A 13,271-nucleotide genomic window follows, 5' to 3' on the forward strand; every position below is an offset into this window, starting at 1 on the left:
CTAGCCGCCCTTCAGCATGTAGCCGGCGCCGCGAACCGTATGCAGGATCGGCTTGTCGAAGCCTTTTTCGATCTTGCCGCGCAGCCGCGAGACGTGGACATCGATGACATTGGTCTGCGGATCGAAATGATAATCCCAGACATTTTCGAGCAGCATGGTGCGCGTCACAACCTGGCCGGCGTGGCGCATGAGATATTCGAGCAGACGGAATTCGCGCGGCTGCAGCGTGATCTCACGCGCCGCCCGGCGGACGGAATGCGACAGCCTGTCGAGTTCAAGGTCGCCAACCCGGTAGACGGTCTCGGCCTCCTTGGCGCTGGCGCGTCGGTTCAGCACCTCGACGCGCGCCAGAAGTTCGGAAAAGGCATAGGGCTTGGTCAGATAGTCGTCGCCGCCGGCGCGCAGGCCGGTAACCCGGTCATCGACCTCGCCCAGCGCCGAGAGGATGAGCACCGGTGTCGTGTTGCCCCTGGAGCGGAGAGCGGCAATGACCGACAGGCCGTCGCGGCGCGGCATCATCCGATCGATGACCATCACGTCATAGTCACCCGCATCGGCAAGCGCGAAGCCGGTTTCTCCGTCACCCGCGACATGCGCGGTATGGCCGGCTTCCGTGAAGGCTTTCTGCAGATAATCCGCAGCCTCGCGATCGTCTTCTATGACGAGAATCTTCATCGGGCCGTTATACGCGATTTCGCTGGAAGGTTGAGTAGCCGGCATCTGCATTTTAGCCTTTGCCAAAGCGCGTCGCGATCAGGATGATCGAGAGCGTGCGCGATAAAATCTCTGATCTGTAGCGTCGTTACGCCGAACATGCCAGTTCCCGGTCATGCCGTTACCTGCAACCAACCGTACTGACTGGCGTCGGGCACGAGGACGTAATTTGGACAGCCAGATGCGGTGCGCGGCAGCGGGCGATGGGAAGCCCGCTGCCGCAGAAGAAGAGCGCGATGACTGACTAACGGGCTCTCCTTCTTGCTTTCCCATGCGGCGACTCGGGGGTGTTGAAATCGCCGCATTGGAAAAGTCGTCTCAGCCCTTGGCGACCGGCAGTGCGACGAAGCGGTTGTTGTCGTCACGGGTGATCTGCATCAGCACGGCCTTGCGCCCGGATTTGACCGCATCGGCCATGGCCTTGGTGATGTCTTCGGTGCCGTTGACCTCCGCCGAGTTGACCGCGGTGATGACGTCGCCCGGCTGGATGCCGCGATCGGCGGCGGCGCTGTCGGGGTCGACATCGGTCACCACCAGACCCTTGCCGTTTTCGGACTTGGTGACGGTGAGGCCGAGATCGGCCAGCGAGTCCGGCTTGGCCGGAGCGGCGGGTTGCTGCTGCTGGTCGCCCGACGCCTGCTTGTCACTGGCCGGCAGCTTGCCGAGATCGACCTTGACCGTCTGGCTCTTGCCGTCACGCCAGACTGTGACGTCAACCGGCTTGCCCGGCGAATAGGCGCCGATCAGGCGGGCGAGTTCCTTCGGCGAGGCAACGTCCTTGCCGTCGACCTGGGTGATGACGTCACCTGCGGTGATGCCGGCCTTCTTGCCGGGGCCATTGTCCTGTGCGCTCGAAACCAAGGCGCCGTTGTTCGATTTCAGGCCGAGCGATTCGGCGATGTCGGAGGTGACCGGCTGGATTTCTACGCCGAGCCAGCCGCGCTGCACCGCGCCGTTCTTCATCAGGTCTCCGACAACCTGCTTGGCGGTCGAGGCCGGAATGTCGAAGGCGATGCCGACGCTGCCGCCGGAGGGCGAGAAGATGGCGGTATTGATGCCGACCACCTGGCCGTTGAGGTTGAAGGTCGGGCCACCCGAATTGCCGCGGTTGACCGAAGCGTCGATCTGGAGGAAATCGTCATAGGGGCCGGCACCGATATCGCGGCCGCGCGCCGATACGATGCCTGCGGTGACGGTGCCGCCGAGACCAAACGGATTGCCGACAGCCACGACCCAATCGCCGACGCGAACCTTGGAATCGTCGGCGAAGTCGACATAGGTGAACTTGCCGCCACCATCGACCTTGAGCACGGCGAGATCGGTGCGCGGATCGGTGCCGACCAGCTTGGCGTCGAGCTCCTTGCCGTCATTGGTTACCACTGTGAAGGCGGTGCCCTCTTCGACGACGTGGTTGTTGGTGACGAGATAACCGTCCTCGGAGATGAAGAAGCCGGAGCCCTGCGCCACTGGACGCGGCTGATCGTTGTTGCGGTCGCGGTGGCCGAAGCGGCGGTGACCTTCGTCGTTCTGGCCGCCCTGGTCGCCAAAGCCGCGGAATTCCTTGAAGAAGCGACGCAGCTGCGGATTGTTGGGAAGATTGTCGAAACCGCCCTGATCGTCGGAACCGTCATCGGCGGTCGGTTGCAGCTTGGCCTTGACCTTGACGCTGACCACGGCTGGCGAAACGCGCTCCACGACATCGGCGAAGCTCGGAACCTGCGGAGCCTCGACACGCACGGCGTCAGCCAGGACGGGGCTGGTTCCACTGGTCAGCGTGCCAACGCCGATCGCGCCGGCGACCGCGACGGAGGCGACGGCAGCCAGAAGACGCTTGCGGGTGCGGGCATATGAATTGGGGGCAATATTCATGGATCTCTTATCCTCTTTCAAAGGGACACCCTTGATCGGCATCCTCAGGGAACGAGAATTAGAGTGGCGGACATTACAGCGCCATTTCCGACGCATGAAATTTTGGTAATGTTTGCCGCGGCGAGGTCATACGAATTCCTTGGTCGCAGCCGGTGATTGCGCTATCTTGTGTACAAATCAGCACAGGGCTTTCACCATGACGGCAAGCACCACCATGACGATTCGCGTTTCGTCCGAAACCAAGGTGAAGCTCGAGAGGATCGCCGCCGATACCCGGCGCAGCAAATCCTTCCTCGCCGCCGAGGCGGTTTCGGCCTATGTCGATCGCGAGCTTGAGATCATCGAAGGTGTCAAGCGCGGTATGGCTGACTCAGTGGCTGGCCGTGTTGTCGCCCACGAGGAAGCCATGGCGGAAATCGACGCCATCATTGACGCAGTGGAAGCCAAACGCACGGGTAGCGCATGAAGCGATCCGTCATCTGGTCGCGGGACGCACTCGACGATATCAAACGGCAGATCGCTTTTATCGCGCAGGACAATCCGGCTGCGGCACGACGCCTGGCAGATCGCATTCGCAACACCGGTCGGGGCCTTGCTGACATGGCGACGGGCCGTCCCGGTCGGGTAACCGGCACCTATGAGAAGCCAATCAGTCGCCTGCCCTACGTCATTGCCTATGCGTTGAGGTCGATCTCCGGCCGTGAGAGCGTTGTTATCTTGCGTGTAATTCACGCGTCGCGGGACTGGCCACCGGAGGAATGGCCGGGTTAATCGCCCAGCATCTTGTCCAGAGCTGCCTGCTCTTCGGCCGAAAGCGCTGCCGTTGCCGGAAGGCGGCGCGAACGGGTGCTGAGCACAATGAACACACCTCCCACCAGCAGCAACAGCACCGGCGTGCCCCAAAGCAGGGCATTCCTGAGGTCAAAACGTGGCTTCAGCAGCACGAACTCGCCGTAGCGGGAAACCACATAGTCCATCACCTGCTGATCGGTATCGCCCGCAACGAGGCGCTGGCGCACGAGAATACGCAGGTCGCGGGCAAGGTCGGCGTCGGATTCGTCGATCGACTGATTCTGGCAGACCATGCAGCGCAAGCCTTCCGACAACGCCCGCGCCCGTGTCTCAAGGGCGGGGTCGGCCAGCATCTCGTCAGGCTTCACCGCCATTGCCGTGCCGGCGAAGAACAACGCCAGCAGCAGGACAATCGATGTCAGCGAAAACCTTGCACTCATGGCGGGCCCGCGGGCGCCACCGCGCTCGCCTGCTTGCGACGCCGCGAAGGCGCGCCGACCCGCAGGCGCCTGTCCATCAGCGACATGGCCGCACCCGCCATCATCACCAGGCCGCCGCCCCAGATCAGCGTCACCAGCGGCTTCCACCACAGGCGCACCACGACCGAGCCGTCCTTGCCCTCGTCGCCGAGCGAAATGTAGAGCTGTGAGAGGCCGATAGTCTTGATGCCGGACTCTGTCGTCGTCGTCTGCCGCACCGGATAGAAACGCTTGGCGGAGCTGATTTCGCCAACAGGGCTGCCGCTGACGCCGATCAGCTCGAACCGGCCGCGATCCTCGCTGTAGTTCGGTCCCTGGGCAGGATAGAGCCCGACGAAACGCACCGTGCGGCCGGAGATTTCGACGGTTTCACCGGCATGCATGGACAGGATCTTCTCCGTGCCGAAGCAAAGCGTGCCGACAATGCCGAGCACCGTCAGGCCGAGACCAAGATGCGCGAAAGCAGTGCCAAACACCGAGCGTGGCAAACCAATCAGGCGCCTGACCATGACCGGCGCGGCGGCGTTGCCTAACCCCGCCTTGACGGCTAGGTCGGTTAGCGCACCGAGGATCAGCCAGACGGCAAGGCCGACGCCAAGCGCGGCAAGCACCGAAGCGCCATCGATGAACAAGGCAGTGACCAGCGTCGCCAGAAGGGCGGCCGCGAACGCGACCATCAGACGCTGCGCGACGCCAAAGACGTCGCCGCGCTTCCAGGCCAGCAGTGGGCCAAAGGGAACCATCACCAGCAGCGGCACCATCAGCGGTGCGAAGGTGAGGTTGAAGAACGGCGCTCCGACCGAAATCTTGTCGGCCGAAAAAGCCTCGACCGCCAGCGGATAGAGCGTGCCGACCAGCACGGTGGCGGTCGCCGTGGTCAGGAACAGATTGTTGAGGACGAGTGCGCCTTCACGCGAGATCGGGTGGAAGAGGCCGCCTGCCGTCAGCTTCGAGGCACGCAGCGCAAACAGCGCCAGCGAGCCACCGATGAACAGCGTCAGGATGCACAGGATGAAGACGCCGCGCGTCGGATCGGTGGCAAAGGCGTGGACGGAAGTCAGGACGCCCGAACGCACCAGGAAAGTGCCGAGCAGAGACAGCGAGAAGGTCAAAATGGCAAGCAGCAGCGTCCAGATTTTCAACGCCGAGCGTTTTTCCATGACGATGGCCGAATGCAGCAGCGCGGTGCCCGCCAGCCATGGCATGAAGGAAGCGTTCTCGACCGGATCCCAGAACCAGAAACCGCCCCAGCCGAGCTCGTAATAGGCCCAATACGATCCCATGGCGATGCCGCCGGTCAGGAACATCCAGGCGACCAGCGTCCATGGCCGCACCCAGCGCGCCCAGGAGGCATCGATGCGACCCTCGATAAGGGCCGCGACCGAGAAGGAAAAGCAGATCGAGAAGCCGACATAGCCGAGATAGAGCAGCGGCGGATGAATGGCGAGGCCAAGATCCTGCAGGATCGGGTTGAGATCGCGGCCTTCGATGGGCGCCGGATTGAGCCGGATGAAAGGATTGGACGTCGCCAGGATGAACAGGAAGAAGGCAGCACCGATGGAACCCTGCACGGCAAGCACGTTGGCGCGCAGCGTCGCCGGCAGGTTGGAGCCGAAAGCGGCGACAAGCGCGCCGAAGAAGGTGAGGATCAGCACCCAGAGCAGCATCGAGCCTTCATGATTGCCCCAGGTTCCGGTGATCTTGTAGATCATCGGCTGCAGCGAATGCGAGTTCTCCCAGACGTTCGCCAGCGAAAAATCAGAGCTAGCATAGGCGCTCGCAAGTGCGGCGAAGGACAGTGCCGTCAAGGCAAAACCGGTCACAGCGACCGGACCGCCGACCGCCATCAGGCGCTGGTTGTTCAGCCGGGCGCCAAACAGCGGCACGATGGTCTGCACCAGCGAAAGCGCAAACGCCAGGACCAGGGCGAAATGTCCTGTTTCAACCATTCCCGCAACTCACGCCAGATATCCCGCCTGGGTTACTCACTTCTTGCTCTCCTGCCAGACACCCTTGGCCTTCAGCCCGTCGGCAACTTCCTTGGGCATGTAGCGCTCATCGTGCTTGGCCAGCACGCTGTCGGCGACAAAGACACCGCCGGCGCCGAAGGTACCCTCGGTGATGACGCCCTGCCCTTCGCGGAAAAGATCGGGCAGGATGCCGGTATAGGTCACCTTGACCGATTTGTGAGTGTCGGTGACCGAAAAGGCAACCGTCCCGCCCTGACCGCGCTCGACGGTGCCTTTTTCAACCAAACCGCCGAGCCTGATGCGCTGCCCGGGCTGCACACTAGCCGTGGTCAGATCGGCCGGCATGTAGAAGTAGGACGCTTTCTGGCCAAGCGCGTAGAAGGTCAGGCCGGTGGCGGCGGCGAGGAAAGCCAAGCCGCCCACAATCACCGACAATCGTTTCTGCTTGCGCGTCATCTCAAGTTCTACTCCGTCGCCGTCAAGCCGAGTGAGGCGGCAAAGGCGGTGAATTTCCTGGCTTCGTCACTGTCGGCTCCAAAGACCGCAATGGCGCGGCCCAGCGCATCGCGTGCCTGATCGGTCTTGCCCAGCACGACATAGGAACGAACCAGCCGCATCCATCCTTCCGGGTCGCGCGGATTTTGACGGAGTTTGTCGTCGAGGCCGGCAACCATGGTGTTGATCATGGCTTCCCTGTCCTGCGGCGACATGGAGGATGCCGCGTCGACATCGGCGGCATCCGGGCCTTTCGCGGCCGCGCCGGAAGCGACTTCGGGACCGCCGGATTTGGCCAATGCCTGTTCGACGGCGCCTCGCCACGGTGAATCCGGTGGCAGCCTGCCAAGCATCGCCTGCCAGGCCGCGGCCGCTTCCTTGCCGCGGCCCTCCTGTGCCAACGCCATGGCCAAATAGAAGCTGGCTTTCGCATTGGCCGGGTCAAGCTTCAAGGCCGCCTCGAAGGCATCCTGGGCATCGGCAGAAACAATACCGCCCGCCGCGCCGGCGATCGCCTCGCCGAGGCCGGCCTGGCGGACAGCGCTGTCGCCGTCGAGGCGTATGGCGTTGCGGTAGGCCGCCGCAGCGTCGGCAAAGCGCTGCATGCGCAGATAGATTGGCGCCAGCACGTCCCAGCCCCGCCCATCGGAAGGATTGGCGGCAAGATGGGCTTCTGCGCGCGCCACCAGCTCATCGACCGAACTGTCGGCCGGGTTCTTGGCCAGCCGCTCGCTGAGCGGCTGCGACGGCAGGTCAGGCGAGCCAATCTGGCTGTAGAGCCCCCAACTGACCAACGGTACCGCCAGCACGGCCACGGTCGCGACAAGCCGTGCCGTGACCGATGCTGACCTGCCGGACGTCTCGTCCGCCACATCCGCGTTGCCCAGGCGAAGGATGCGACGGGCGATCTCGGCGCGCGCCTCGGCCGCTTCAGCGGGTCCGATCAAGCCGCGAGCGGCGTCGCGGTCGAGTTCAGCCAGTTGATCGCGATAGACTTCCAGATCGTGATCGCCGCTCGAGGACGCGCCCTTGGAGGCCCCAGCCAGCGGCAAGAGTACCGCCAGGCTGGCGCCCAGCGTGAGAATTGCGGCTATGACCCAGAACAGCATGGTTCTTCCAATAAAGGCAGAGCCCGGCCCTGCCAACACAGGCATCCTGCGACGCTTTGACGGCAGGAAGCCGAATGTCCCCGGCCGGCGCCAGCCACCAGCCACTGGCACCAACCTGCGGGAACTCAGGTCAGCGGCGTCCAGCTGCCATCGGCATTGCGGCAGGCCGTTCCGTGCGCCGTGACACTGGCGCCGCCGGTGAAGACCGTCTGCGTGTACTGGCGGCAGTCCTGCGAACCGACGCGGTAAGGCTGGGCTGGAACGACCTCGCCATGGCGCGAGGCCTGATCGCCCTTCCACGCCACTTTCTGGCCGCTGGTGTTGTATTCGAGCGCCTTGTATTCGGCCTCGAGCGCGCTACGCTTCTCCGTGTCGCTCAGGCCATTGCCGATCGACCCGCCAATGAGGCCACCGCCCATGGCAGAAATGATCGACTTGGTGACGACCTTGCCGCCCGCCGGAGGCGTCGAGGCCGGTGTCGCCGCAACGGTCGGGCCTTTGCCGCTCAAGGTGGTGCAGCCGGACACGGCCAACAGTGCGGAAACAAGCGCGACGCGAATCTTCATGCCAACAACCGGTTTTCTTAAGTTGGAGCCTGCCATGGATGCGCCAGGGGCCGCGTCATCGGAGAAGTAGGCGTGGCCATAGTGTTGATATTTGTCGGAAATTTGGCCGCCGCCGGCCGGTACGAGGTCAGTCGATGTGCCGCCATAGCACGCGGCGCCCATTGGTGTCGATTAGCCTGGGAAATGTCACTGAAGGCTCCGCAATCGCACCACTGCCTTCAATCCGCCCATGCCGGACCGTTCCAGCACCAAGCCACCTCCATACTCGTTGACGAGGTCGGCGACAATGGAAAGGCCCAGACCCGTTCCTGGTTTTGTCTCGTCCAGGCGCCGTCCGCGCTTCATGGCTTCGCGCGCCTTGTCCTCCGGAATGCCGGGACCGTCGTCCTCAATGCTGATCTCGAAGAGGTAATCGTCCTTGCTGGCCAAGGGCATAACCGAGACCGACACCGCGCTTTTTGCCCATTTCATCGCATTCTCGAGAAGATTGCCGAGCAGTTCCTCAAGGTCCTCGCGTTCGCCGGCAAAGACGATCTCGGTGGCCGGCAGCGACAGCGACAGGCTGGTCTGCGGGTTGAGCTTCTGCAAAACGCGCACCATGCGCCGCACGAGCGGTGTCACCGGCGTGCGGTAGACGACGCTGTCGCGCTGCGCCGCAACGCGGGCGCGCTGCAAATAGTGGTCGATCTGCTTTTGCATGGAGGCGGCCTGCTCCGCGATCAACTGCCCCTTGGCGCCGCCAAGCGCCCGGCCCTCGTTGAGCAGCACGGCGAGCGGTGTCTTCAGCGAATGGGCGAGGTTGCCGACCTGGGTCCGCGAGCGTTCGACAATACGTTTGTTGTTTTCGATCAACGCGTTGGTTTCGTTGGCTAACGGTTCGATCTCGGCCGGAAAGCGGCCGTCGAGCCTCTGCGCGGTGCCCTCGCGCACCATGGCAAGTGCATCCCGGACCCTGCGCAGCGGCTGCAGCCCGAGCAGGATGGCTATGGCGTTGATGGCGATCATGCCGATGCCGAACAGGCTGAGATAGGTCAACAAGCGGCGCTGGAAGGTCCCTATTTCCTGCTCCAGTTCGGTCTTGTTGCCCATGACGCGGAAGCGCGCGGCGCGGTTCTTCGCATCGAGAACGAATTCGCTCTCGAACACGACCAGTTCCTCGCCATTGATGCCCGGCGTGGCGTAGCTTCGCTGGAAATTGGCATTGAAGGGAACATCCGCCACGACGGGCGACGGGACGGTCCGGGTCATGGACGAAGAATGAAGATCGCCATGCACCCCTTCCGAAGCGGGCTCGACGGACCAGTACCAGCCCGAATTCGGTTCCGAGAAACGGAGGTCGCCAAGATCCGGCGAGCCGGTCAGCGCGCCGCTGTCGGAAATGCCGACGGAGCCGATCAGGTTGAACAAATGCGCCGACAGCAGGCTGTCGAAGCCCCGCTCGCTGGCCTGGCGGTAGAGCGTGGTGATCAGGGTGAAGATGACGACCAGGGTCAGGATCGCCCACACCGTGGAAAAGGCGATGACGCGGAACGTCAGCGAGCGCGGCCACGCGCGCAGCGAAAGCCGTCTGCCAACGGTTGGGTTGGTAGGGAGCGGTTCCGCGTTACGCCTCCGGCTCACGCATGCGGTAGCCCATGCCGCGCACGGTTTCGATCATGTCGATGCCCATCTTCTTGCGCAGCCGCCCGACAAAGACCTCGATCGTATTGGAATCGCGATCGAAATCCTGGTCGTAGAGATGCTCGACCAGTTCGGTACGCGAAACGACCTCGCCCATGTGGTGCATCAGATAGGCAAGCAGTCGGAATTCGTGCGAGGTCAATTTCAGTGGCACGCCGTCGACATCGGCCTTTGAAGCCTTGGTGTCGAGGCGCAGCGGCCCACAGGTCAGTTCCGACGAGGCATGGCCGGCGGCACGGCGGATCAAGGCCCTCACCCGTGCCAGTACCTCCTCGATGTGGAACGGCTTGGTGACGTAGTCGTCGGCGCCGGCGTCGATGCCCGAGACCTTGTCGCTCCAGCGGTCACGCGCGGTCAGGATCAGCACCGGCATCTTGCGGCCGCCGCGACGCCAGCGCTCCACCACGCTGATGCCGTCCATCTGCGGCAGGCCGATGTCGAGCACGACGGCATCATAAGGCTCGGTGTCGCCGAGGAAATGGCCTTCCTCACCGTCGAAGGCACGGTCGACAACATAGCCGGCATCGACCAGCGCATCCGAAATTTGGCGGTTGAGATCCTTGTCATCCTCGACGACGAGTACGCGCATGCGGGGACCAATGCCTGTTGACTGACGGTTGCAGATATAGGCCGATTCCGCCGGCCTGGGAAACGGAGCCCTGTAGGAAGGGAAGACTGCGTCAGTTCTGTGGAACGACGATTTCGGAGCGGCGCGGACGCTGCCCGTCCTTGCCGGGCACGAGCACGACGACGACGCAGACCGGCTGGCCGCCACGCGTCGACGCCGAGGCCTTGGCGAGCGTCCCGCCATTCTGCTGGGCCACCTGCTGACCGATCGCATAGCAGTCGGATGCGACCAGGACGATCGGGCTGGGCTGGTCGGGCGCGATGACCGGTATCGCCATTGCCTGCGACGCAAACAGCCCGGCGGCACTAAGCGCCAGGGTCGCGGTTCGGAAATGGGAGCGAAGCGTTTTCATGACCGGCGTTGTAACGCATCGGTGCTGAACGTGAAATGAACAGTGAACGGCCCTGAAACCATGCTCGCCACACCCCTGCAACGCGAGACAGACAATCTGGATTTCACCGCCCACCAGTGAAACCCGAGAAAGCCCAGTTTAGACTCCGTTTCGATGATATTGAAAGCGCGTCAGGCGTTTTCCTGCGTCAGCGCACGGAATCGCAGCAGCCCATGATGGACAAGCAGTTCCTCATCATAACGCGCCTCGGTGAATTCCAGCGACAGCCGCGTCTGGCCACGCGGACCGACGACCAGGACCGCCCCGGCAAGCCGCGCCTTGATGGCATCCATGATCGCCCGCGTCTCGGCTTCGCCATGCGCCTTCGACCAGACATGCAGCGTGATCAGCTGGTCATCGTTGTTCTCGGCGCCGGTGTCCCAGTCAAAGGCAGAGGTCTGGCCTGAAGTCACATAGGGAAAGGCGACATTGTCGGTTGCCCGCTCGAGCAGTCCGGCGCCGCCCAGCAGCGCCGACAGCGACGCGTCGCTTTTCAACCTCAGGAACAGGGCCTGCTGCAAATCACCGGGCGCGGTCATCGTCCTTTTTCCTCAAGCCGTTGCGCCATCGACAATGCTTCCCCAAAGCCTGTCGAGGTCCGCATCCTTCTCAGATATAGCGGTTCGCCACGCGAAAACGATGGCGATTCGTCATCGGCATGATGAATGCCGAAGATCTCGAAAATACGACTTCACTGGCATGCTCGGCAGCAGGCGCGGCACAGCCGGACCAGGAAGCTGCGCGCCGCAACCATCGGCCCCGCTCGGCATCGGCGTGACGCCGGTAAGTGTCGAGGCTGGTGACGAAGTCACCGGCGATTTGGCGCAGGTTTGGTAGCGTCTCGCTGCGGTTTGTCTAATCGACGTGCCGCGCGGCATGTCGAGCGGAGAGGCTGAGCAGGCGCACAGGATGGACCCTGGTCAACGTCCTGCGCGCAGCTTGACAAAGAAGCTGCGCACAGCCAGCACCAGCACCGTGACGATGATCAAAATCACCGACAGCGCCGCGATCGCCGGGTCGATGTTGTCGCGCAGGCCCATCCACATCAGGCGCGGCAGCGTGATGGCGTTGACCGAGGTGATGAACAGGGTGACGCCGATCTCTTCCCAGGACAGCACGAAGGACAACAGGGCGGCAGTGATGATGCCGAACTTGATGTTGGGCATGATGACGCGGGTGGCGCGCTCCCACACACTGGCGCCGAGACCACGCGCGGCGAGGTCGATGCGCCGGTCGAGCTGGCTGAGCGAAACGAGGATCAGCACGGTCGCGAACGGCACCGTCATCACCGAATGCGCCATGGCAACGCCGAGCCAGGTGTCGTAGCCGAAGAAGGAACTGACGCCTGAGATCGAGGTGAGCAGGAAATAGAGCGTCACCGCCGAGACCACCGGCGGTACCACCATCGGCAACAGCACGAAGCCGACAAGGGTCGCGGTGAAACGCGGCTGGAACATCCAGACGCCGAGGCTGAAGCAGAGCGCCAGCACGGTGGAAATGGCGCTGCTGACGATGCCGATGCGGATCGAAAGCAGGATCGACTGGAGCCAGCGCGGGTCCTCGATCAGCGATCGATAGTGGCGCAGCGACAATTCCCCGGTCGGCATCGCCAGCATGCGGCTCGGCGTCAGCGACACCGGAATGACGGCCAGCAGCGGCATAAGCAGGAACAGCGCCACCAGGGCGGCGATAACCAGCGAGACAGGACCGGGGCGATAAGTCGGCATCAGATCAGCTGCTTCGGTCTGACATAACGGAACAAGAGCGCCATCAGCGCACCGACGAACAGCACCAGCACCACGCTGATCGCCGCCCCCAGCCCCCAGTCCGGGCTCTGGAATATCCTGAGATAGATCAGCTCGGCGATCATGACGCTGCGGCCGCCACCGAGAATCGCCGGCGTGACGAAGAAGCCGAGCGAGAAGACGAACACGATCATCGCGGAGCCGATGATACCGGAGCGCGTCATCGGCACGAACACGGTCCAGAACGTGCGCATGCGGCTGGAACCGAGCCCGCGCGCTGCCAGCAGCACACGGTCGTCCAGGCTGCGCATGGCCGAGGCCAGCGGAAAAACGGCGAACGGAATGAGGAAATGCGTCATGCCGACAATGACGCCGAATTCATTGCGCACCAACGCCAGCGGTTCGGAGATGAAGCCGATCGACTGCAGCCAGGTGTTGATCAGGCCGCGATTGGACAGGAGCGCCACCCAGCCGAAGGCTCGCGTCAGCACAGAGATCCAGAACGGCACTAGGATGCAGAATTCGGCGATGAGGCGCTGCGCCGGGCTGCCGCGTACCCAGACGACCGTGATGGCATAGGCGGCGGCGACTGACACAACGGTAACGATGGCGGCGATGCGCAGCGTGCGGATGAACACCGACTGCACCAGATCGTCGGTGAGCAATGCCCCGTACTGGCCAAGCCCGGGCGTCGGCAAGGTGAAGCTCCACTTCACCACGCCAAGGAACGGCCAGGCATAGGCAAGGCCCAGAAACAGGAGCAGCGGCGCCATCAATAGCGCCGCGCCCATCCTGTCGGAGAGGATCCCTCTCATTTCAGATCAATATCCCGG

Annotated in this window: 15 protein-coding genes; 2 read left to right on the plus strand and 13 right to left on the minus strand. The window is 63.3% G+C overall.

What is annotated here, in order from left to right:
* Window positions 1-675 carry a response regulator transcription factor gene (locus C7I87_RS09280; RefSeq protein WP_023771592.1) on the minus strand — a complete coding sequence of 225 codons (675 nt, stop codon included), beginning with the start codon at window positions 673-675 and terminating at the stop codon, window positions 1-3.
* 357 nt (window positions 676-1,032) lie between these two features.
* Window positions 1,033-2,583: a Do family serine endopeptidase gene (locus tag C7I87_RS09285; protein ID WP_149903914.1), complete on the minus strand. Its 1,551-nt coding sequence runs from the start codon at window positions 2,581-2,583 to the stop codon at window positions 1,033-1,035.
* Between the two features lie 196 nt (window positions 2,584-2,779).
* Here C7I87_RS09285 and C7I87_RS09290 point away from each other — a divergent pair, with 196 nt between their 5' ends.
* Window positions 2,780-3,049 (plus strand): CopG family ribbon-helix-helix protein, encoded by a 270-nt coding sequence (locus tag C7I87_RS09290; protein ID WP_149903915.1) that lies wholly within the window; start codon window positions 2,780-2,782, stop codon window positions 3,047-3,049.
* The gene (locus C7I87_RS09295; protein WP_149903916.1) at window positions 3,046-3,354 is read left to right on the plus strand and encodes a type II toxin-antitoxin system RelE/ParE family toxin; all 309 of its coding nucleotides are present in this window, start codon (window positions 3,046-3,048) and stop codon (window positions 3,352-3,354) included. Before C7I87_RS09290 ends, C7I87_RS09295 begins: the two co-directional genes overlap by 4 nt.
* On the opposite strand, the gene C7I87_RS09300 is transcribed toward C7I87_RS09295, so the two are convergent.
* From C7I87_RS09300 to C7I87_RS09350, 11 genes are all read right to left on the minus strand, one after another.
* A complete protein-coding gene (locus C7I87_RS09300) occupies window positions 3,351-3,815 on the minus strand; it encodes a cytochrome c-type biogenesis protein (protein ID WP_149903917.1) in 465 nt (154 codons plus the stop codon). The two genes, C7I87_RS09295 and C7I87_RS09300, sit on opposite strands and share 4 nt — an antisense overlap.
* A complete protein-coding gene (locus C7I87_RS09305) occupies window positions 3,812-5,803 on the minus strand; it encodes a heme lyase CcmF/NrfE family subunit (protein WP_149903918.1) in 1,992 nt (663 codons plus the stop codon). The genes C7I87_RS09300 and C7I87_RS09305 overlap by 4 nt, the downstream gene beginning before the upstream one ends.
* A 36-nt stretch (window positions 5,804-5,839) precedes the next feature.
* Window positions 5,840-6,280: a cytochrome c maturation protein CcmE gene (gene ccmE, locus C7I87_RS09310; protein ID WP_149903919.1), complete on the minus strand. Its 441-nt coding sequence runs from the start codon at window positions 6,278-6,280 to the stop codon at window positions 5,840-5,842.
* An 8-nt stretch (window positions 6,281-6,288) separates the two neighbouring features.
* A complete protein-coding gene (gene ccmI, locus C7I87_RS09315) occupies window positions 6,289-7,428 on the minus strand; it encodes a c-type cytochrome biogenesis protein CcmI (RefSeq protein ID WP_149903920.1) in 1,140 nt (379 codons plus the stop codon).
* Window positions 7,429-7,553: 125 nt separating this feature from the next.
* Complete coding sequence (locus tag C7I87_RS09320) at window positions 7,554-7,994, minus strand: hypothetical protein (protein WP_149903921.1); 441 nt, start codon at window positions 7,992-7,994, stop codon at window positions 7,554-7,556.
* A 186-nt stretch (window positions 7,995-8,180) separates the two neighbouring features.
* The gene (locus C7I87_RS09325; RefSeq protein ID WP_149903922.1) at window positions 8,181-9,614 is read right to left on the minus strand and encodes an ATP-binding protein; all 1,434 of its coding nucleotides are present in this window, start codon (window positions 9,612-9,614) and stop codon (window positions 8,181-8,183) included.
* Entirely contained in the window at window positions 9,598-10,263 is a 666-nt protein-coding gene (locus C7I87_RS09330) for a response regulator transcription factor (protein ID WP_023800820.1), read from the minus strand. The genes C7I87_RS09325 and C7I87_RS09330 overlap by 17 nt, the downstream gene beginning before the upstream one ends.
* A gap of 91 nt (window positions 10,264-10,354) precedes the next feature.
* Window positions 10,355-10,654 carry a hypothetical protein gene (locus C7I87_RS09335; RefSeq protein ID WP_149903923.1) on the minus strand — a complete coding sequence of 100 codons (300 nt, stop codon included), beginning with the start codon at window positions 10,652-10,654 and terminating at the stop codon, window positions 10,355-10,357.
* A 170-nt stretch (window positions 10,655-10,824) separates the two neighbouring features.
* Entirely contained in the window at window positions 10,825-11,232 is a 408-nt protein-coding gene (locus tag C7I87_RS09340; protein WP_149903924.1) for a DUF3168 domain-containing protein, read from the minus strand.
* 381 nt (window positions 11,233-11,613) lie between these two features.
* Window positions 11,614-12,420 (minus strand): ABC transporter permease, encoded by an 807-nt coding sequence (locus C7I87_RS09345; RefSeq protein ID WP_149903925.1) that lies wholly within the window; start codon window positions 12,418-12,420, stop codon window positions 11,614-11,616.
* Complete coding sequence (locus C7I87_RS09350) at window positions 12,420-13,253, minus strand: ABC transporter permease (protein ID WP_149903926.1); 834 nt, start codon at window positions 13,251-13,253, stop codon at window positions 12,420-12,422. The genes C7I87_RS09345 and C7I87_RS09350 overlap by 1 nt, the downstream gene beginning before the upstream one ends.
* Between the last annotated feature and the right edge of the window lie 18 nt (window positions 13,254-13,271).

It is taken from the genome of Mesorhizobium sp. SARCC-RB16n (genome assembly GCF_008520305.1).
In the GTDB taxonomy this organism is placed as follows: domain Bacteria; phylum Pseudomonadota; class Alphaproteobacteria; order Rhizobiales; family Rhizobiaceae; genus Mesorhizobium.

What these genes read in the sequence shown, in the direction of transcription:
- ccmI (WP_149903920.1), bottom strand. Translation starts at nt 7,428, where the DNA reads ATGCTGTTCTGGGTCATAGCCGCAATTCTCACGCTGGGCGCCAGCCTG.
- C7I87_RS09300 (WP_149903917.1), bottom strand. Translation starts at nt 3,815, where the DNA reads ATGAGTGCAAGGTTTTCGCTGACATCGATTGTCCTGCTGCTGGCGTTG.
- C7I87_RS09305 (WP_149903918.1), bottom strand. Translation starts at nt 5,803, where the DNA reads ATGGTTGAAACAGGACATTTCGCCCTGGTCCTGGCGTTTGCGCTTTCG.
- C7I87_RS09330 (WP_023800820.1), bottom strand. Translation starts at nt 10,263, where the DNA reads ATGCGCGTACTCGTCGTCGAGGATGACAAGGATCTCAACCGCCAAATT.
- C7I87_RS09320 (WP_149903921.1), bottom strand. Translation starts at nt 7,994, where the DNA reads ATGAAGATTCGCGTCGCGCTTGTTTCCGCACTGTTGGCCGTGTCCGGC.
- C7I87_RS09285 (WP_149903914.1), bottom strand. Translation starts at nt 2,583, where the DNA reads ATGAATATTGCCCCCAATTCATATGCCCGCACCCGCAAGCGTCTTCTG.
- C7I87_RS09290 (WP_149903915.1), top strand. Translation starts at nt 2,780, where the DNA reads ATGACGGCAAGCACCACCATGACGATTCGCGTTTCGTCCGAAACCAAG.
- C7I87_RS09295 (WP_149903916.1), top strand. Translation starts at nt 3,046, where the DNA reads ATGAAGCGATCCGTCATCTGGTCGCGGGACGCACTCGACGATATCAAA.
- C7I87_RS09280 (WP_023771592.1), bottom strand. Translation starts at nt 675, where the DNA reads ATGAAGATTCTCGTCATAGAAGACGATCGCGAGGCTGCGGATTATCTG.
- C7I87_RS09335 (WP_149903923.1), bottom strand. Translation starts at nt 10,654, where the DNA reads ATGAAAACGCTTCGCTCCCATTTCCGAACCGCGACCCTGGCGCTTAGT.
- C7I87_RS09340 (WP_149903924.1), bottom strand. Translation starts at nt 11,232, where the DNA reads ATGACCGCGCCCGGTGATTTGCAGCAGGCCCTGTTCCTGAGGTTGAAA.
- C7I87_RS09350 (WP_149903926.1), bottom strand. Translation starts at nt 13,253, where the DNA reads ATGAGAGGGATCCTCTCCGACAGGATGGGCGCGGCGCTATTGATGGCG.
- ccmE (WP_149903919.1), bottom strand. Translation starts at nt 6,280, where the DNA reads ATGACGCGCAAGCAGAAACGATTGTCGGTGATTGTGGGCGGCTTGGCT.
- C7I87_RS09345 (WP_149903925.1), bottom strand. Translation starts at nt 12,420, where the DNA reads ATGCCGACTTATCGCCCCGGTCCTGTCTCGCTGGTTATCGCCGCCCTG.